Origin of the sequence: Paenibacillus septentrionalis (assembly GCF_042659865.1) — a bacterium.
In the GTDB taxonomy this organism is placed as follows: domain Bacteria; phylum Bacillota; class Bacilli; order Paenibacillales; family Paenibacillaceae; genus Pristimantibacillus; species Pristimantibacillus septentrionalis.
On record NZ_JBHSTE010000001.1, the window covers coordinates 235,615 to 255,383 of the forward strand.

Genomic DNA, 19,769 nt, shown 5'->3' on the forward strand with positions numbered 1-19,769 from the left:
AAGTTGGATCTTAACCGCAAGGCGCACTTCATTTAAAGAACTGGTTTCGATTTAAAAGTGAACTGCCCGTTTTTTGCACCAAGCAGGCTGCAGATCAACGGGCAGTTGGTTTATGCTCGATCATTTATCGCAACGGCTGTTCAGGACCACATTTTTCTCTTAATCGGCGCTCTACTTCGGGCGGCACCATTTTAGACACTTCACCTTGAAAATTAGCAATCTCCTTGACGATGCTGGAGCTTAAGTACGAATACTTTGGATTGGTCATCATAAATACAGTATCAATACCCTCATCAAGCATATGATTGGTGGAAGCAAGCTGCAGCTCGTATTCAAAATCTGTTACTGATCGTATACCTCGAATAATGACACTTGCATGCTTCATCCGCATGAAACGAACGAGCAAGTCGCGGAAACTGTCTACTTCTACGTTGGGAATATCCTTTGTTACCGCACGCAGCAGCTCCTTGCGCTCCTCTACTGAAAACATCGGATTTTTGCTTGTATTGTTTAGTACAGCAACAATTATGCGATCATACTGCCGAGCTGCCCGATGAATAATATCTAGATGTCCATATGTAACAGGATCAAAACTGCCCGGATATACAGCAACCCGTTCCTGATGATGTGTGATGTTTTTCATAGTATCTCTCCTACCTCTATGGGTGCTTTTTGAAACAAATCAATTGTTGCGCCGTAGACTCGTTAGTTCATGCTTCGTTTTATGATTGTTGCGAATCCTTTTCTTCCTGCACCTCTTGCTCAGATATATGTCGATAAATTGTGACCGCGATTTCACCGTATTGCGCATGCCGCTGCTGCATCAGCTGTCCGATGCATTCAGGGTAATCTACCTTGGAATCATGTTCTATAACTACAACAGCTTGCTCAGCAATCAACTGCAACTCCAGCATGTTCAGGAGCCACTGATCCATATCCTCCATGCGATAAGGCGGATCTAAAAAAATGAGATCGAAGGCTTGTCCTTTTTTGCCTAGCACTTTCAACGCACGTGCTGCATCATTACGATATATTTCAAAATCAGCGGAAGCACCTGCTGCCTGTACATTGCTGCGAATGACATCGATGCTTTGCTTCTCTTTATCTATGCTTATTACTTTGTCTACGCCACGACTCCATGCCTCAATGCCAAGACCTCCAGTACCTGCAAAAAGATCCAGTGCCAGGCCTCCGTCGAAGAACGGACCAATCATGCTGAAAATTGCTTCCTTTACTTTATCGGTCGTTGGTCTCGTTCCTTGTCCCGGAACAGCTTTTAAGGGCCTTCCCTTTGCTTTTCCAGCTATTACTCTCAATGTATGCCCCCCTTAAGTGCTCATCTTTTTTATCGTACCATACTACGTTTCCTGATGAAAGATAGCTTCCCACAAGTTATTCGAAATAAAAAGTTAGGCATCTATGTATAATTCATGTTAAATCCGATCACAATATACTCATCGGCGTCTTTGATGTCGTAGAAAACCGTGTAGAGGACTTACGTTTCCCCATAAGCTCTTCATCCGGTTTCTCCTCTCCCATTTTTTTGGATAGAGGCCCTAGCAATAGGGCCTCGCTATTTTTTTAACCTCGTTCACGCTTATTTTGATCCCCTGTAAACTGATTTTCATCCTAGCATTTCATCACTGATCCATTTAGCTCCTAGCCTGAAACTGGCTCCTGACCACTTGCCTTGCGAAGCTCGTTAGCCAACCGATTGAATTCCCTTCTTGCTTCCCTGTCCGATGTGGCCATATAAGCTGCACTTAAAAAACGTATAATTTTATTTGCATCTTCTACCGTCATCGTAACCCCTCCATTATCAATGATTTGCGCGTCATCATCAGCTTGATCACTCACAGTGCCGCCACCGCCTCTAAGCTCATTCAAGCTCTGCGACACTCTATTTACAAAGCTGTCCCAGCCTGACCAATTGCCATCAGCATTCATAATTCTTGGGCAGTTTTTGCCACTCCAGTCATAATGCCGTCGTAGTCGATCCGTCCCCCAGTTCCGCTCGAGCAACAGTTCGGCTACAAGCTGTGCAGCACGCTGCAGTGTCCGCTCATAGTTTCCGCTTTCGCAGATTTCAATTCCGATTGAGGTTCGATTTCCGCTAGATGATCGACTGCCGTCACCCGCATGCCATGCCACCTCATTTAGCGGAATAACTTCAATCGCCTCCCTATCATCCACGACGATATGATAAGATGCTGTTCTTGTGTTGAGTTGGTTCGTCAACCAAGCTCTTTCATTGCGTGCAGTACTGGATGGATTGCCGGTATTGTGTATCGTAATGGTTGTTGGCTCCATCCTTGTGCCTGGTCTTCGGTTATTTGGCGTCGTTCTCGGTATATGATCCACTCGATAATTCACATCCATCTTTCCACTTTCCTCCTCGTCCCAGTTCTTAAAGTCTACATAGTTAATGGACAAAAAGAACTTTAGCATTGGAATCCCACTCTAATGCCAAATTTATATGGCGTGCCAGCTCTCGTGCGGTCGCGTAGCTGGTACCCCTTGCTAATCGAGTTTCCAGTTGTGCACCGTTCACATACACATTGCCGTCTCTCCAAATAACCCTTGCTCCAAAATGCTCAGCCACACTTCTTACAGGCACATAATTCGTACCTCGCTCATAATATGCTGGGCCAAAAAATTGTTGATTCACATATATCGGAACTATTTCTGCCCCTTCAAACACGTCTGGAATAACAAGCGGAGGAACCGCGTCATATCTTTCCAGTTGATATTGTCTGATGAGCGCCATAATTTTCGACGCATAATTCGGATCGGTTGCATATCCGGCAAGCCTCATCTGTTCAGCCTGCTCATACGGAGTTGTCGCCGTCCTTACTCTGCTGTAACGGCTGTTCATGAACAACTCATCCTGATCCTTGAAGTAATGATATAGTGTGCGGTATGCGCGAAACGCTGCGCTTTCTCTTACTTCCTGACCGCCGCGAACTTCCCAGGTTCCTCTCGTTACCGATTCCCCGCGCCAATAAGGAGTTAGCCTTCCGCTCCCTACCTTAATCCCTCCAAGATTATTCCATGCATGAATGACTCCACCTGTTTCTAGTAAGCTTTGAGCCAATCGAACAGATGGTAGAATCGGAGAACCCTGCTGACGGACAAAAACAATGACCGGTGCAATCGTATCGAAAAATTGCTGCCTTGATAATTCTGCCATGCCTGTTCTCTCCTTTTCTATAGATTTTGACTCTAGTATCTCTACTATTTATGCTGCTAACCTCTCAACGGCAACGGCGTATGTCTCGGCAGCCTCACAATCCGCCTAAAAAGACAGAAGAGGAGCCTGCAAAAACGTCTTGCTTTTGCACGCTCCTCTTCAATAGCCACATCTTTACAGCCTATATAGTTTTTTGCTGTTATGAAAGAGCTGATCGGCAACAACTTCACTGCTCTTGCCCAATATAGATGCGATCTTCTCAACAACCTGAACAACCATCGCAGACTCTGTCGATCTACCTTGAAATGGGCCTTCATACGGCCATGGTCCGTCTGTTTCAACCATCATCAGCTCCAGCGGATACTGCTTGACCAAGGTTTGAATTTCAGGTTCATAGCAAACATCAGGTGTAATAGAAATATAATACCCTTGCCTGATCATGGTCTGAATCGTAGCCTCATCGCCCTTGAACCAATGAAAATGGGCACGTTCCATCTGATGTTTCTGGAGCAAGCTACAGGCAATAGAAGCATCCTCATACACCGCATGCAGCACGATCGGGCAATCCAGCTCTTTGGCAAGGATAATAAATTGCTCAAGCAGATCTACATATGGCTGCAGCTTGAACGGCTCTCCTCGCTCCTCATACTCCCGCCTGCGATAATAGGGAAGCCCGACCTCTCCTATTGCAAATCGTTCGTTGCGGCTTGCACGCTCGCGAATCCACTCAATAAGGCGATGCAGATCTTCAGTTTTCGGCAGTGGCTGCTCAGGATGAAAGCCATATGCAGGCATAATGAGTTGTCCGTATTCAGCAGCAAGCTCGCACGTCACTTGTGACGAGGATAAATTCATTGATACCGCTACAAGATGTTTTAGACCCATCGCCTTCGCACGTACCAGATGCTCGTTGCGCAGCTCTTTTTCATATTGATCCAAATGAATATGTGCATCTACAACATTCATGCGTATTCCCCCTATTCTTCACTTACCGTTTTGTCCCTTAACAACAGCCCTGTATGCTTACAAAATTATAAAAAAGGCGCAGGCGTTAGCCTGCACCTGGAGCTTGAAGCTGTTCATAAATGCTTTGCTTTAATTCATTAAAAATTGCTGAGCTCCAAAGCTCGCTGCTTCTCGGTCGATCGAACGGAACGATGATCTCATTAATAACCGTTGCCGGATGACTCGACAGCACCATGATACGGTCCGAGAGGAGCAGCGCCTCATCAATGCTATGTGTAACAAGCAGAACAGAACGGCGATTCTGCTCCCATATCGAGAGCAGCCATTGCTGCATGTGCAGCCTCGTTAACGCATCGAGCGCTCCAAACGGTTCATCCAGCAGCATTAGCTTTTGCGGAGACAGCAGTGCACGCAAAAATGATACACGCTGACTCATCCCGCCGGAAAGCTTGTACGGATAAGCAGCGCTATATTCACCAAGACCTACTCGCTCCAGCCACTGCTCAGCCTGCTGAAGCGCATCCTTTTTATCAGCTCCCGCCAGCTGCAGCGCCAATGCAACATTGCGCTTGACGGTATACCACGGCAGAAGGGAAGCTTGCTGCGGCATATAGGCGATATGACCGCGTTTGCCGGATATATTCTGCCCATCAAGCCAGATCTCTCCTGTATCAAGCGGCATTAAGCCGCCGATAAGCTGAAACAGCGTCGTTTTCCCGCTGCCGGATGGTCCAATAATTGAAACAAATTCCCCATCATGCACGGTTATATCAATGTCTCGGAGCACCTCATGCACTGTCCCGCTATTGACAAATGATTTGCCTACTCCTTTTAGCTCCAGCATTAAGCCGCCTCCTTTCTCGGTCGCCAGCGAATGCACATGCGCTCAATAAACGAGACTAGCCAAAACAACAGCAGGCTCGTCATAACGATGAGCAGCACCGCAGCAAAAACTCGCTCCGGCATATAACCACGGGAGGATAAGATCATAAATCCGCCTAAGCCGACCTTCGGAGACAGCCACTCTGCTACAACTGCGCTTAGCACGCTATAGGAGGCTGCTATTTTCAAGCCACTGAACAAGCTGCTTAGCGAGCTCGGCAGTTCAAGATGGACAAAGGCTTGCCAGCGGCTGCTGCCGATCATCCCCATATAATTACTTAAACTATAGTCAATCTGTGCCAACCCGCCCAGCATCGCGATGCAAATTGGAAAAAAACAGACCAATACGATCAGCAGCACCTTTGGCATCATGCCAAAACCAAGCAGCATCGTTAAAATCGGTGCAATAACAATGACTGGAATGTTCTGCGATAAGATAAGTACAGGGTACATGGCCCGACGCACAATCGGAATAAAATGCAGGAGCATCGCCAGCAATATGCCACATAATGCGCCGCCCATAAAGCCCAGCAGCGTGAGCTGCATTGTGGCAAGCCAATGCTCCATCAACCTTGACCAGCTTTTGACCATTTCTGCCGCTACTCCGATCGGAGAAGGGATGAGCCAGCTATATACGAGCTCAAAACGCACAATCAGCTCCCATACGATCACGATTAACAGCAGCATAGCCGCTGGCGGCCAAATACTGCTCCAAATTCGTTTTTTACTGTCCATCCGGATATTTCTCCAGCAGCTTCTCCATCGATGCTCCCTCTGGATTATAGGAAATTTTAATTTGTGAAAGCGCACCTGGACAGCCCGCTTCAATCATCGCTTCATGCATACGCTGTACAACGTGAAGCAGCTGCTCAAGGTCTCCCTCCATTGTCGTTTCCAGCGGTGCTACACGATACGGCAGACCTGATGCTTTAATAATTGCAATCGCTTGATCAACATAAGGAATTACACTTTCCCCATTGTTTGTTTTCGGGATCATTTGAATGCTAAGTAGCGCGTTTGCCATTTTCCTCACTCCTGTCTTTGATTGACTCAAACTTATTGCGGTAAAAACTCGTTCGTAAATGCATCTTCAGCTACAAGCTCGCCTTCAAGCAAGTCGTTTGTGTACATCCAATTTGCATAGCCTTCCCATACAGAAAGCTTTTGCTCACCCCAGCGCGGCGCGTCGTCCTGATAAAGTGGGCTCAACCACTCTTGACTCGCTTTAACAAGCTCTTCATTCAAGTCCGGCTCGGCTGCAATCAATACATCTGCCGCTTCTGCTGGATGTTCAATACTGTACTGATAGCCTTTCGCTACCGCTGCAACAAAGCTGCGCACCAGCTCTGGCTCGTCAGCAATCATCGTTTCTCCTGTTACAAGCACAGGTGTATAGTAATCCAAATTTTCATTGTAGTCCTTCATATATATCATGTTCAAGTCGACCCCGCGCAGCTCTGCCTCGATCCCAGTCCACGCGTAGAAGATCCATGCAAAATCAATGTCGCGCTCTACTGCCGCAAAAAAGTCACTATTGCCCATGTTCACGATTTCCATTTTGCTATAATCCGCTTCAGCTGCAAGCATCAATGATTCGATTGTTGCTTGCTCGATTGGAGAGCCCCAGCCGCCGTAGCGCATGCCTTCAAATTGCTTAGGCGTTTCAATGCCTTTTTCCTTTGGTGAAGCAAAACCTGATGTATTGTGCTGAATAATAGCTGCCAAGGATACAACTGGCAACCCTGCTATGCGAGATAGCGTTACATTTTCCTGATAGCTGACGCCGAACTCTACGTTCCCTGCAGCAACATGTGCATCGGCCCCGCCATCAGCAGGAGCTATAATTTCAACATCCAGTCCATTTTCTGCAAAATATCCAAGATCTCTCGCCACATAAATCCCTGTGTGGTTCGTATTCGGTGTGTAATCAAGCATCAACTGCACCTTGCGTAGCTCGTTCTGAGAAGCTGTTTCCTGGTCAGTTGTTGTGTTGCCTTCCTTTTCTGTGCTCCCGCATGCTGTAAGCATGGCCAGCAGCAGTAATGCAGCAATCCATTTCATTCCTTGTGCCTTCATGTCTTCTCTCTCCATTTCTGTCTGTGTTTGATCGTCCAATTGGACACGCTGATTTTATAGGTATATAAAAAGGCATTCTTCGCGAAGGAAGAATGCCTGTAACCTTTAACGTTCAGCCTGTTCATCCTGCTACGAACAGCTTGCCACGCTGTGGTAGTGTTCATGCAGACGGATGAATATCATTTCGTGTGCCTATGCCCTTGCTTTGTTCAACAAGACAAAAAATAAACGGGCACAGAAAACGGCAGCCAGTTAATGAGATGCACATTTCCTACGCTGGAATTATCCAGATCAGGTACGGTCGAGAACTGTCCAGTTCTCCTCTCAGCCAAGTTCATCTTAGCTCCCGAAGTGTCGTATTCAATTGGTAATCTATCGCCCATTATAGCAAACGCATCATTATTTGAATACCCCTAAGGTCAAAATAACGCTTTGTCCTCGCCGCCGCTTTCCACATTGGTCTTGAAAAAGCATGGTAATCGTTAGAGCTGTCTAGCACTTTTCATATAGTTGACTAATAGACTATACAAGACTTGTGATAAAGGGTGATGGTATTGATTACGATTAGTCTATGTATGATTGTAAAAAATGAAGAGGATGTACTGGCTCGCTGTTTGGAGAGTGTCAAGGACGCCGTTGATGAAATGATTATTGTAGATACTGGCTCGACAGATCGTACGAAGGAAATTGCTGCCTCCTTGGGAGCGAAAGTTTACGACTTTGAATGGATTAACCATTTTGCAGCGGCTCGCAATTTCAGCTTCAAGCAAGCTACCTGCGACTACATTCTTTGGCTGGATGCAGACGATGTACTGCTGCCCGAGGATCTGAACCGCTTAATCGAGCTCAAGCAGCGTGATGATTTCAACTATGATACCGTAACGATGAAATATCATCTGTCCTTCGATGAAAACGGCAATCCAACCTACAGCTATCGCCGCAATCGACTAGTGAAGCGCTCCATGAATTTTGAGTGGTTCGGTCCAGTTCATGAATACTTGGCTGTGTACGGAGCGAGCTACCATTCTGATATTGCTGTGACACATCGCAAGGTTAGGCACGCCTCTGATCGCAACCTGAATATTTATTTGGCACGATTGGAGCAGGGCGAAGAGTTTACGCCGCGTGATCAATTTTATTTCGCTAATGAGCTGCGTGACCATGCACGATACGAGGAAGCGATCAAATGGTATGACGTTTTCCTGGACGGAAAAAAGGGCTGGGTTGAAGACAATATTGCGGCTTGCTCTCGCAAATCATTCTGCTACGCAGAGCTGAAACAGAACGACCTCGCTATTCGCAGTCTACTGCAAACGCTCGAATATACACCGCCAAGACCTGATTTCTGCTGTCAGCTTGGCAATTTGTTTTTGCACCAAAACCGTTACAGCGAAGCGATTTATTGGTATTCCCAAGCGCTGTCTACTTCTATGTATACAACCGATATGAGCTTCCATAACCCCGCTACGGCTACATGGCTGCCTCATTTGCAGCTGACAGTCTGCTATGATCGTATCGGCAATACTGAAAAGGCGGTATTGCACCATAAGCAAGCAAAGGAATTGAATCCAAAGCATCCAAGCGTGAATTACAACGAGAACTATTTCAAAAACAAGGGTGTCCTGTAGTTAGCTCCTGATCATTAAAAGATCATAGTGCTCTCAACATTAACGGCTGCTGACTTTTTGTCTTCAGCCGTTTGTTGGTTTCACCCTAGTACCTTTACGACGTGCGCAACCTGTGCTACACTCAATTAATCTTACATATTTTTACTTATGCGAGGTGAATGTTTGATGCGATTTATAACAAAAGAAAATGTATACGTGATGTCTCTATTTGCGTGCTGTCTCGTTATTAACGTTATCCTCGCTTTTCCGATACGTTCTATTGGTTTATTCACTCTATACGTACTCGGTGCGATCGCGATTCTCAATGCCTTTCTCTGCCGCTATGTGCTTATTGTCAACAACGATACGATTAGCTATCATACGAAGCTGCTGGGCTGGAGTTTATATAAACGCTCCTTTTCTGCTGAACAAATTGCCGCGCTGCATTTTCGCCGCTTTCATGTTTCTCAAAAATGCGTCCACATCATCCCGTATGAAGGACGGAAGCTCTCACTTCGATTATTTAAAGGAAACGGATGGCTGCAGGAGCTGGAGCAGTTTGCAGTGAGAAATGGCATTGATGCCGATAAAAGCGACGACTACCTCTTTATCGAGCAGTAGATGAATTCTTATCATTTCGTCTAATTGCCATGCAGTCTTGCATGCTCTTGCTCCTACCGTTTGATGTGCTGCTTCATGCGAGCAATAGCGGCAACGATCCATTTTGAGGGAAAGCCGATATTTCTATTTAAACAAATACTTATAGTATGCTGGGAATTCTCGTATTATAGAGTAAATATCCCTTAACTCAAAGATATTGGCATGAGCTGAATACACTTCTTCCATGTCCATTTTTCCAAATGCTAATTTCGTCCTGGATATATGAAAATATTGCGTAATAATCATGACGGAGTCTAGTTTTAATTCATCCATAATCTTGCTGGTGTTTTGAGCGGTCATATAGGAGTTGTATCCATTATTGTCTTCTATAATGCTATCCTCAGCTATTCCTTGATCTATTAAATAAGATTTCATAACTGCTGCTTCATCGAATCCTTCTTTGCCGATCCCGCCACTTACAATGATAAACGTATAATAGCCTCGATCATAAAGCTCTGCTGCTTTATCTAATCTTGCTTTTAATCGCTCAGAAGGCTGTCCATTCGTTTCTACTTTATTTCCAAGTACTACCGCTGCATCAACAGGCTTCAGCTCATCATTTAATCCATCTATTACAATGAAAGTCGTATGAACGATAAACCATATTATCAATAAACCTGCTGCTGATGCTGTTACATTCAGTAATCGTTTAGTGCTCAATCCCTCACCCGCATTCTCTTCTATTTTTTTAGATATTATCACACTTTAGCGCCGAAAAACATGTCGCTAGATAGCGTAGTGATTGCGCTAACGATATAAATTACTAGAAGATGCCGTGATGACGACGTTCCTTGCTCCGATATGTTCTAGAAATCACTGCTCCTGATATCGATAATATCATGTATTTTAATCCAGCAATCATCTTCCTCAAGGCTCAACTGTATACTTTTTTGCAGGTGATTCACCTTTGTCACAACTCCTGTTAATTCAGTTCGATTATATTCAGCAAATACAACTAAAACCACTTGTTTTTTAAGCCTCATCGACTCTGTAAGCAGCATCGATATCCTGCCAATCTCCTGCTCATCCAATTGTGGTCGTTGTTTTTTAGTCATTTCCTTGTGGTAGGCGATAATCGCCTCCTTGTGCTCTGGCAGCATCATGCGCGAAGACTCGAACAATCCGTTCCCTTGCAGCTTTTTGCTCATTTGTAATGCCCTCCTATTTTACCTGCTCGATCACGCGCCTGACCCGAATGCGTTACCGAGGAAGCTCTCATAATCGCAGTATTGCCGTATCGCGCCTTAATCTGATCGGTTACCCGCTCCAAAGCCAGCTGCTCTTCATAAGGATCAAACCACGCCAGCTGCACGACCTGATCGCTCACAAGTCCTCCCAGCGAGACACCGATGCTTCGCACGGGCATCCCATCCCAATGCGCTTGAAATAGCTCCATTACCGTTTTGTACATCGCTGCCGCTACATAGGTTGCATTGTCCAGCTTGCGCTGCCTGTGAAATCCCGTCGGGTGGTCGAAGTCAGCGCCCCGACAGCTGACGGAAACAACATTGCCCATTACGCTTTTCGCACGTGCTCGCTGACATACCAATTCAGTAAGCTCCTGCAGCGGAACCTTCAACTCTTCCAGCGACATATAATCACGCGGCAGCGTCATGTGGTGACCGATTTCCTTTTGTGTATGATGAGTTGCTACACTTACTGGCGAATCATCTATTCCATTTGCGATACGCCACAATACCTCTCCATTCACACCCCAGCGCCGTCTTAGCACCGCAAGCGGGGTTTTCGCGAGCTCTCCTATCGTGTGTACACCCATCGCTTCAAGATGTCTTGTCATCCGTCTGCCGACCATAAACAGCTTGCTTACATGCAGCGGCCAAAGTGTATCGGCAAGCTTATCTGTTCGCAGTTCAAAAACGCCTGACTCATTTTTTTTGGCAAAAAGATCGCAGGCCATTTTGCTTAGCACCTTATTCCCACCTATGCCAACCCGTATTCTCACCCCTGTTTCTCGCAGCACACGCTGTTGAATAGCTGCAGCCATTGCCGCCGCATTGCCGCCGAACAAATGCACGGTTCCCGTCACATCTAGATGCTGTTCATCTATGCTGTAAGGCTCGACAAGATCGGTAAAGCTGTTGTAGATTGAAGTAATTTGCAACGATACTCGAATATATTCCTCCATTCGCGGTCTGACAATGACCAGATCAGGACATTTGGCCATTGCCTGGCCCAGCGGCTCTGCTGTTGTAACGCCATAAGACTTGGCGATTGGACAAGCTGCCAAAATAATGCCCGAGCGACGCTCGGGATCACCAGCTACGACGACAGGCCGATGCTTATATTGTGGATGCGCAACCTTTTCGACGGTTGCATAAAACGATTGGCAATCGATCAGCATAATGACACGTTCCCGTTTTTTCTGCATCATGAACACTTCCCTTGCTCACACATTCAACGAATAAGAACACATGTTCTGTATTGTCTATTATATACTGCCAAAGCTAGTTTGATGCAAAGGTAATTTGTGACAGCAAAAAGACCAGGCAATTGCTATCAACCTACGTTAGCAATTGCCTGGACAATACATACGCGCTATGTTCAGCTAAAACAAAGAATACCATTCAAGTGCTTAGAATGAGCTAATTTACGAGTCCCGATCCAGCAAAGCGGCGTTAATGCCATTCAAGAAAGCAAGCGCGCTTGCTTTAATAATATCAGTATCCATTGCCCGTCCAGCATAATGCTTGCCATTTGCCTCAAGCCCAATGCTGACTCTGCCGATCGCTTCCTGACCACGTGAGATGCTGTTAATTTTGTAGTGCTTAAGTTCAGTATTGAATCCTGTCAATTGTTTAATTGCACTATATATCGCATCAACCGGTCCATCGCCTGTCGCACTTCCCTTCAAGCTCTCTTCTCCTCGCTTCAATTTAATCGTCGCTGAAGGCTGTACACTTCCTGTTACAACATGAAATTCAGCCAGCTCATACAATACTGTGCCACTCGCTGCTTGCTCCCTGTCTCTATTAATCAAATAGAACAGATCATGGTCATAGACCTCTTTTTTCAAATCTGCAAGAGTGAGAAATTTCTGAAAGAGCGCTTCAAACTGCTCGGTATCACCAGTCTCAAAACCGAGCTTTTCAACCGCATGCCTAAAGGCGTGACGGCCAGAGCGAGCTGTTAAAACCAACTCCATGCTTTCTGCACCGACATCCCGCGGGTCCATAATTTCGTACACATTTTTATCCTTTAGCAACCCGTCCTGGTGAATACCAGAGGAATGCGCGAAGGCATTATCACCAGTTATAGCCTTATTGACCTGCACATCCAAGCCTGTCAAGTAAGTCAGTAGTCTAGCAGTACGAAGCAGTTCCTTTGTTTCAATGTTACTGGAGCATTGATAAATATTTTCACGCACCTTCAAAGCCATTACTACCTCTTCTAGAGAGGTGTTTCCTGCTCGTTCACCTAGGCCGTTCACCGTGCATTCGATTTTATCTGCGCCATTTAGGATTGCGCTAAGCGTATTTGCAGTTGCTAGCCCTAAGTCGTTGTGGCAGTGTACGCTCAGCAACACCTTGTCATTCAAATTTTTAAGACGTTCATTAATTTTGCGGATCAGCTCGCCAAATTCCTCAGGCACTGCATAACCTACCGTATCAGGGATGTTAATCATCGTTGCTCCTGCTTTTACAACCGCTTCTATGGTACGCCACAAATATTCAAAATCCGAACGCGAGGCATCTTCGGTTGAATACTGTACTTGCGGCAAAAGCGTTTTTGCATACTTGACCGCATCAATTCCCATTTGCAGCACAGCATCCTTGGAGCGATTGAATTTCTTCTCGACATGAACGCTGGAAGTACCAAGCACAATATGAATAAATGGATCCTGAGCCATCTTGATGCTTTCATATACAGCATCTATATCCGATTTAACTGCACGAGCCAGCGCAGTAATCGATACGCTGTCCCCTACAGAGCGAGCTATCTGCTGCACGGATTGAAAATCCCCCGCAGATGATGCGGGAAAGCCTGCTTCAATAATATTGACACGGAGCCGCTTTAACTGCTGGGCAAATTCCACCTTTTGATGAACATTCATTTTAGCCCCAGGCACTTGTTCACCATCACGCAATGTAGTATCCAATACAATAATGTTGCGGGTCATTGCAACTCCTCCTCATTTATACATATATCAATCATCTATATAAAGCGGGGTTAGCCAAACCCGGACTTTGACCAACAAAAAAACCCCGTCTCTATACATAGAGACGAGGTTTAACCCGCGGTACCACTCTAATTCATTTTACGTAAAGTAAAACAATCTTCTTCGATGGCCATCACCATCTATCCTTTTAACGGCGGAAACCCGGCTTACCCTACTTATTCAGGCAGCTGTTCATAGACGAGTTCAAAGCAATCTCCACTACCGCTTCTCACCTGCCAGCGGCTCTCTGAAAGTTCGACGTGCTTCTACTATTTCTAATCGATACATTTGACAATATAATTTAACGGTAATTATATGAAATCAATATTAATTTGTCAACTCGGATTAAATCATAGCCAATGCGTGCTTGTTTAATGATTCACTTGCAGCAAATGCTCCACCTGCTGCAAAGTCGGTAATGAAGGGATGGCTCCCTTTCCTGTAGCGGTAAGTGCCCCCATCGCATTGGCAAAAGCCAGCATGGCATGCAGCTTCTTAGCTGTCCATTGCGGATTAGCCACATTATCTTCGTTGAGCAGCCAATGCAACACCCCACCAAAAAACGCATCGCCAGCACCTGTTGTATCAATCGTATTAACCTGGAAGCCGTGATGTCTGGCTATCAGTCTTTCACTGCCTTCGACATGTCCAGTTATACAATAGCTGCCCTCTGCCCCTAGCGTAACGAGCAACAGCTTTATATTAGTGAACTGCTGCAGCAGCAATTGCGAGCCTTGCTCCAGATCAACTGTACCAGTTAAAAACAATAGTTCTTCTTCCGACACCTTTACGATCTCTGCATAATGCATCCCTTGCAAAATAGCTTGCTTGGCATGCTCTTCATCGCGCCACAACGACAAGCGCAAATTAGGGTCAAAACTAATGACAGCCCCCTTTTCCTTAGCATAGGCAACCGCTGTCAGTGTAGCTGTACGTGATGGCTCATGCGTCATCGATAACGACCCGAAATGAAAAACGCGTGCAGCTGCAAGCATACCACGATCAATCTGCTCCGCTCGCAGTAATTGATCTGCGCCAGGCTTGCGGTAAAACGTAAAGGATCGATCACCGCTGTCATCCAAATGCACAAAAGCAAGCGTCGTTTGTGCTTCCTCAGTCACGAATAACTGATTAACATTAATGCCGGCATGATGCAGCGTTTGCTGCAAATAAGCTCCGAAGGCATCATTGCCTATTGCGCCGACAAATGCAGTTTGATGACCAAGCTTCGCTAACGCGGCAAGCACATTAGCTGGAGCTCCTCCTGGATTTCGTTCAAATAATGGCTCCCCATTTTCCGATAAGCCGCCTGGTGTAAAATCTATCAACAGTTCGCCCAGTGCTACTACATCCATCCTGCAACATCCTCCTCCAGAAACTACCAAATCGACTTCAACTGCCATGCTTGCAACACTTTCAGCTTCGCTTCGCCGCCACGAGCAAAAAACGATATGCCGTCTGCGTGAATATCGCTATAAATACGATTTGTCATGGCAATCATGCCATCATTAGCAAACAGCTCGACAGAAGAACGATCAATATAAAGGTGAAGCTCCACTGTACCATCATCAAGCAGACTTAACGGAGCACTGCACATGCCGCCATCTCCAGCACCCGCTTGATTGCGGTCCATAACAAGTTTGTTTTCAGCTACAGAATAGCTTATCTCGACATATGCCGTCTCATCTGCAGAAGCAAAAATGCGCAACCCAATTTCCGTAGCAGATCGCGGATCAAAGCGAGCAATTAACTCTAATGCTTGCCCCCGGACGCCATCAATACGTGTCTGAACATGCTGCTCAAGCACATATTCTTTAACGGCAATATGCTCACCGCGAAGCTGCTCCAGTTCCTTAACCGGGCGACTGCGCAGCGTACCATCGGATTCCAACGTCAGCTCGCGCGGCAATGTCATTGCCCCATACCAGCCATGCTCCTGTTCGGGCATTTTGGCTCCCCAAATATTCATCCATGCGATCATAATTCTCCGCCCTTGCTCATCCACCAGCGTTTGTGGCGCATAGAAATCAAAACCGTAATCGATTTGCGCCTGGTGCAGCTTTTGCAAGCGACAAGTACTATAGTCGAATGTACCGGTAATATACAGATTTTTATATGAGCCGGTATTCATCGGAGAAATAATAAGAGCATGCGAATCCCCCTCGCCAATCGGGAACAAGTCTGGGCACTCCCACATATCGCCCATCGTGCCATCACTTTCAATGGCTGCTCCTTGGCAGGTCCAGCTGCGCAAATCTTGTGATGTATAAATAAGTGCTTTGCCTAAGCCATCCTTGCCATAACCAATAACCATATACCATGTATTTTCATGCTTCCACACCTTAGGGTCACGGAAGCCAAATCGCTCCGTATCTGGCGAATCACCAATAACAGGGTTATGTTCAGCCTTATGGAACTGGATGCCATCTTCACTTACAGCTAGACATTGCACTTCCTCAGGCTTGCGTCCATCTACATGCCCAGTATAAATTAGCGTTAGCTTCCCATTATCATCTACAGCACTTCCCGACCAGCAGCCTTGACCTCCAGAAGGTCCGCTATCATAACTCTCCGATGGTGCAAGAGCAACAGGCTGATGAAGCCAGTTGACCAGATCAACACTTGTTGCATGTCCCCAATGCATCGGTCCTTGCTTTGCTTGATATGGATCATGCTGATAAAACAGATGGTATATGCCGTTAAACTGAATAAATCCATTAGGGTCGTTCATCCACCCGGCTGGCGGCATCATATGATAATGAAGACGATACGTGTTATCCATAGCTGCTTCAAGCTTATTTAAAGCTTCTCCCGCTTTAGCGATCAACACCGCATGCTCTTGCTGTCGTGCAGTTAAGTTACTCATCCTGTATTCTCCTCCAACTTTTCATGGTACTTGCTTAATTTTGCTTCTTCGTACATGAAAAGTACTACGGAAGCATCTACTAAACTTTTTGTTGCTTTCCCTATTGGCTTCCTTGTTAACAAAAAGTTGCTACGGAAGCCTATACTTTGCTTTTTATGTTACTGCTTGATTTTGCTTTCTCAGATCATCTATTTAATTTGGCTTCCTGTACATCAGTCTGCTTGCTTACGTCCAAATTGAGCGCATCTCATATACGTTAACCGAAGTAAACGTAACAGCTCCTTCTTCAGCAAACAGCTCTATTCCCTGTGAGGATGGGCCAGGGTAGATTAACGTCGTAAATACAGTATCGCCACCATCGACAAACAGCTCTACTATAGATTCATCAACAAACAACCGCAATTTAATTTGCTTGCCTTGTGCTGTATGTGCCGCAACAAATTGCTTGCCAAAATGAAACGGCTTGCCTTCACGACTAATAAATTCACTCCATCCAGAGCGATGACGATCAATATACACTTCACTAGACTTTGGTCTGTAGCCAATTTCAGTTGCTTCCTCGTCAGATAAGCAGACACGTACACCAAAAGCAGCTGCAGCTTCCCAGTGCACAGTAGCCTCTAGCTCAAAGGAGCGTCCCCTGTAATCAAGCAGCAGCTTGTCGCTTGAGAGCTCCACACCGTGCATGTCGCTCACTAGCCTGCGCAGCCGCTTCAGCTCAGCAACCGGCTGTTGAACAAGACGCAGCTGCCCTTCCGCATTTCGCTTCAGAGACAATGAGCGTGGCAAGGACATGCCGCCTTTCCATGGCGAAGTTGGCCCAGCGAACGGATATTTCCAATTGGAAGTCCAACCAAGCCAAATGGTACGTCCGTCCTGCTCGGGAATATCAGAGTAGGTCACAGCTGCGTAAAAGTCTTGACCGTAATCGGTCCAGTTTACCTCTTTGCCAGAAGCATCGTCATTAACAAAGCGGCAGCCATCGAATTCTCCAATAAAATATTGCGCATGTGAGCCATCCGTTTGTCGATTATCGCCAATGCTAATATGCAGCACCCATTTGCTTATACCTTCTTCTCCTGCAACAGGCAGCTTAAACATATCAGGGCATTCCCAGACTGCAGCTTGACTGCCTTGATCGCGACCGAACGAGCTTTCATAGCGCCAGTCGATTAAGTTTTCCGAGGAATAAAAATAGACTTCGCGATCAACGGACACAATCATCACCCAGCGTCTGCTTTCCTCGTGCCACAACACTTTCGGATCACGAAAATCTTTTAAGCCTGGATTAGCGATAACAGGGTTTCCGTGATACTTGATCCAGCTGCGCCCTTTATCATGACTATACGCCATGCTTTGTGATTGCAATCCGTCTTTAAAATGCGTGAATAAAGCAACCATGCCATACTGATCGTGAAACAGCCCGCTGCTGTTGTGATGATCAACAACACAGCTGCCCGACCATATATCGCCAAGCTCGTCACTAACCAGTGCTAGCGGAAGATGCTCCCAATGAATCAAGTCTTTACTTACAGCATGTCCCCAACGTCCTGTAAACTGATAAAACTGATGATACTCGCCAGCTACATAAACCATTCCGTTTGGATCACTCATCGGCCCTTGCGGCGGTGTCAAATGAAATTGCGGACGAAACATTTCCTTATAAAGTGGCACGGAAGCTGTCACATTGTCCCCTCCTATAGCATTTATATTAAAGCAACACTGCAAAAATTAAGGCGTAAATAGCTGCAAATCAGAAAGTGTAGTCGTCCCTCCTCGCGAATACCAGCCCCAAGCTCCACCAGGCATCTTGTATATGCGAGTAGTAAGCGCATAATCGTCTACATAAAACACGGCTACATCATCCTCGATCACGATCGTAAATGGATACTCTACACCTGCTTGAAACGGAATGCTTACACTTACATCAGGATCAACACTCGTTAGCGCTGCACCATGTACAGCATCATATCGGATTCGTTGTTTATCAGGCTCTACCTGTATGCCATAAGCTTTTTCAGGCTCCTCACCGACACCTGCAACAAAACCAGTAAATTGCGTGCCCGCTTCAAAGCGGAATGTCCCTGTAATTTTGGAAATTTGCGGCAAGCTGTCAAATACGATGCCCGATACATCTCCTGTACCATCAAGCTGCCACTGCTTGCCTTCAGCCGACACTTGTCCAAGCTGCTGTTGCATTTGCAGCTCTACTTCCTGAGATACGTACTGATCAATTTGATCGGGTACCTTTACGCCAAGCGTACCGTCAGCATGTGTGACAAGCTGATGAGCAACTAGATTGCCTGCCCAATCCCAGTTCATAAAGTCTTTCTCCATACTACGCGTCGGCACCCAGCCAAACAAATAACGGTTATCGCCAAGCGTGCCCGTCTTAGCAGCATAAAATGCGCGTCCATCAAACAGATCCTCTCCATCCTCAGGTAGCATCCATGGACCATCAATATTGTCGCTGACACGGTAGTGGGTTGCTTTTTTGTCGCTGAATTCTGAGAAAACAAGATACCATTTATCACCGCTATAGAAAATATCAGCGCATTCCAGCATAAAAAAGCTTGTAGCAGCTTCGATTTCCAATGGCTCACGTACTTCCCATTGCTCCAAATCCTTCGAGGCAAATACGGCAAGCACACCGCCTACGCCTTCCTTGCGGGCACTTACGAGCATGCGATATTCCTCAGCTTGCTCATGATAGAACAGGTAAGGATCACGGAAATCATGAATTTCATAGCCTTCAGGCGCAACAAAGGTATGCGCTGGCAGCTTCGTCCACGTTTTCAAATCATCGCTGACTGCATGCATCATCGCTTCCTTTGGCTTGCCTTGGTCGGGATATTTCCAGTTATGACCTGTATAGAAGCCATGATACGTATCCCCCACTTGAATTACGCTGCCTGTACCAATTGCAAGATCTGGCTCATGCTCCAAGCCAACTGGTATCACTTCACCTTCATAATGGTAATCAGTCAAATTTGCTGTAGTAACAAGATGCCAAGGGTGAAATCCAGGTGCTCCATCACGCCAATCCTGCAAATAATACAAATACAAATCGCCATTCGCATCATTAAACGGCATTAAATCCCCAACCCAGCCCTCTGGCGGCTTCCAGAACAAAGAATCCGATGACATTTTCACTTGCTCATCAATGGCAGCGGTAGACTGAGGCGTCTGAATCGGGCTCTCGCTTTCAAGCGGTACCACTGCGCTATTGTCGGAGTTCCCGCTTTCTTTACTGCATGCCGTCATCACAAGTGCAGCGCCAAGCAGAACAGTCGCCGCGGTTTTCACGACTTTTTCCATTCTTTTCTCCCTCCTCACATGTTGGTA

At 46.1% G+C, this 19,769-nt stretch carries 19 protein-coding genes, 1 riboswitch and 1 other annotated feature; of the genes, 2 read left to right on the forward strand and 17 right to left on the reverse strand.

Annotated elements, in window-relative coordinates; all coding sequences use genetic code 11:
* Positions 1-124 precede the first annotated feature (124 nt).
* The 9 genes from coaD to ACFP56_RS01190 all read right to left on the reverse strand — a co-directional run bounded on the left by coaD (position 125) and on the right by ACFP56_RS01190 (position 7,114).
* On the reverse strand, positions 125-643 hold the full coding sequence (coaD, locus tag ACFP56_RS01150; RefSeq protein WP_379230220.1) for a pantetheine-phosphate adenylyltransferase: 519 nt from the start codon (positions 641-643) through the stop codon (positions 125-127).
* A gap of 79 nt (positions 644-722) precedes the next feature.
* Entirely contained in the window at positions 723-1,316 is a 594-nt protein-coding gene (gene rsmD, locus ACFP56_RS01155) for a 16S rRNA (guanine(966)-N(2))-methyltransferase RsmD (RefSeq protein ID WP_379230223.1), read from the reverse strand.
* Positions 1,317-1,659: 343 nt separating this feature from the next.
* The gene (locus ACFP56_RS01160) at positions 1,660-2,448 is read right to left on the reverse strand and encodes an N-acetylmuramoyl-L-alanine amidase (protein ID WP_379230225.1); all 789 of its coding nucleotides are present in this window, start codon (positions 2,446-2,448) and stop codon (positions 1,660-1,662) included.
* Positions 2,423-3,190, reverse strand: a complete 768-nt coding sequence (locus ACFP56_RS01165) for a glucosaminidase domain-containing protein (protein WP_379230227.1) — start codon at positions 3,188-3,190, stop codon at positions 2,423-2,425. The genes ACFP56_RS01160 and ACFP56_RS01165 overlap by 26 nt, the downstream gene beginning before the upstream one ends.
* 174 nt (positions 3,191-3,364) lie before the next feature.
* Positions 3,365-4,156 (reverse strand): TatD family hydrolase, encoded by a 792-nt coding sequence (locus tag ACFP56_RS01170; protein ID WP_379230230.1) that lies wholly within the window; start codon positions 4,154-4,156, stop codon positions 3,365-3,367.
* Between the two features lie 85 nt (positions 4,157-4,241).
* Positions 4,242-5,000, reverse strand: a complete 759-nt coding sequence (locus ACFP56_RS01175; RefSeq protein ID WP_379230232.1) for an ABC transporter ATP-binding protein — start codon at positions 4,998-5,000, stop codon at positions 4,242-4,244.
* Positions 5,000-5,773 carry an ABC transporter permease gene (locus ACFP56_RS01180; RefSeq protein WP_379230234.1) on the reverse strand — a complete coding sequence of 258 codons (774 nt, stop codon included), beginning with the start codon at positions 5,771-5,773 and terminating at the stop codon, positions 5,000-5,002. Before ACFP56_RS01180 ends, ACFP56_RS01175 begins: the two co-directional genes overlap by 1 nt.
* On the reverse strand, positions 5,763-6,062 hold the full coding sequence (locus ACFP56_RS01185; RefSeq protein ID WP_379230236.1) for a thiamine-binding protein: 300 nt from the start codon (positions 6,060-6,062) through the stop codon (positions 5,763-5,765). Before ACFP56_RS01185 ends, ACFP56_RS01180 begins: the two co-directional genes overlap by 11 nt.
* Positions 6,063-6,094: 32 nt before the next feature.
* Complete coding sequence (locus ACFP56_RS01190; RefSeq protein WP_379230238.1) at positions 6,095-7,114, reverse strand: ABC transporter substrate-binding protein; 1,020 nt, start codon at positions 7,112-7,114, stop codon at positions 6,095-6,097.
* A 250-nt stretch (positions 7,115-7,364) separates the two neighbouring features.
* Positions 7,365-7,474, reverse strand: a riboswitch (TPP riboswitch).
* Positions 7,475-7,662: 188 nt separating this feature from the next.
* On the opposite strand from ACFP56_RS01190, the gene ACFP56_RS01195 reads away from it, so the two are divergent.
* Both ACFP56_RS01195 and ACFP56_RS01200 read left to right on the forward strand, forming a co-directional pair.
* On the forward strand, positions 7,663-8,742 hold the full coding sequence (locus ACFP56_RS01195) for a glycosyltransferase (protein WP_379231728.1): 1,080 nt from the start codon (positions 7,663-7,665) through the stop codon (positions 8,740-8,742).
* Positions 8,743-8,907: 165 nt separating this feature from the next.
* Positions 8,908-9,342 (forward strand): hypothetical protein, encoded by a 435-nt coding sequence (locus ACFP56_RS01200; RefSeq protein WP_379230240.1) that lies wholly within the window; start codon positions 8,908-8,910, stop codon positions 9,340-9,342.
* Positions 9,343-9,465: 123 nt separating this feature from the next.
* Here ACFP56_RS01200 and ACFP56_RS01205 read toward each other — a convergent pair whose 3' ends face one another.
* From ACFP56_RS01205 to ACFP56_RS01240, 8 genes are all read right to left on the reverse strand, one after another.
* Entirely contained in the window at positions 9,466-10,083 is a 618-nt protein-coding gene (locus tag ACFP56_RS01205) for a YdcF family protein (protein WP_379230242.1), read from the reverse strand.
* 104 nt (positions 10,084-10,187) lie between these two features.
* Positions 10,188-10,529 (reverse strand): YolD-like family protein, encoded by a 342-nt coding sequence (locus ACFP56_RS01210; RefSeq protein WP_379230245.1) that lies wholly within the window; start codon positions 10,527-10,529, stop codon positions 10,188-10,190.
* Positions 10,526-11,773: a DNA polymerase IV gene (locus ACFP56_RS01215; protein WP_379230247.1), complete on the reverse strand. Its 1,248-nt coding sequence runs from the start codon at positions 11,771-11,773 to the stop codon at positions 10,526-10,528. Before ACFP56_RS01215 ends, ACFP56_RS01210 begins: the two co-directional genes overlap by 4 nt.
* Positions 11,774-11,989: 216 nt before the next feature.
* Positions 11,990-13,519 carry a 2-isopropylmalate synthase gene (locus ACFP56_RS01220; RefSeq protein WP_379230249.1) on the reverse strand — a complete coding sequence of 510 codons (1,530 nt, stop codon included), beginning with the start codon at positions 13,517-13,519 and terminating at the stop codon, positions 11,990-11,992.
* A 96-nt stretch (positions 13,520-13,615) separates the two neighbouring features.
* Positions 13,616-13,850 (reverse strand) — a binding site (T-box leader).
* 79 nt (positions 13,851-13,929) lie between these two features.
* Positions 13,930-14,913: a carbohydrate kinase family protein gene (locus ACFP56_RS01225; protein ID WP_379230251.1), complete on the reverse strand. Its 984-nt coding sequence runs from the start codon at positions 14,911-14,913 to the stop codon at positions 13,930-13,932.
* 23 nt (positions 14,914-14,936) lie between these two features.
* Positions 14,937-16,424 (reverse strand): glycoside hydrolase family 32 protein, encoded by a 1,488-nt coding sequence (locus ACFP56_RS01230; RefSeq protein ID WP_379230254.1) that lies wholly within the window; start codon positions 16,422-16,424, stop codon positions 14,937-14,939.
* A 225-nt stretch (positions 16,425-16,649) separates the two neighbouring features.
* Positions 16,650-18,110, reverse strand: coding sequence for a glycoside hydrolase family 32 protein (locus tag ACFP56_RS01235; protein ID WP_379230256.1), 1,461 nt, complete (start codon positions 18,108-18,110; stop codon positions 16,650-16,652).
* 45 nt (positions 18,111-18,155) lie between these two features.
* Positions 18,156-19,742, reverse strand: coding sequence for a glycoside hydrolase domain-containing protein (locus tag ACFP56_RS01240; RefSeq protein WP_379230258.1), 1,587 nt, complete (start codon positions 19,740-19,742; stop codon positions 18,156-18,158).
* Between the last annotated feature and the right edge of the window lie 27 nt (positions 19,743-19,769).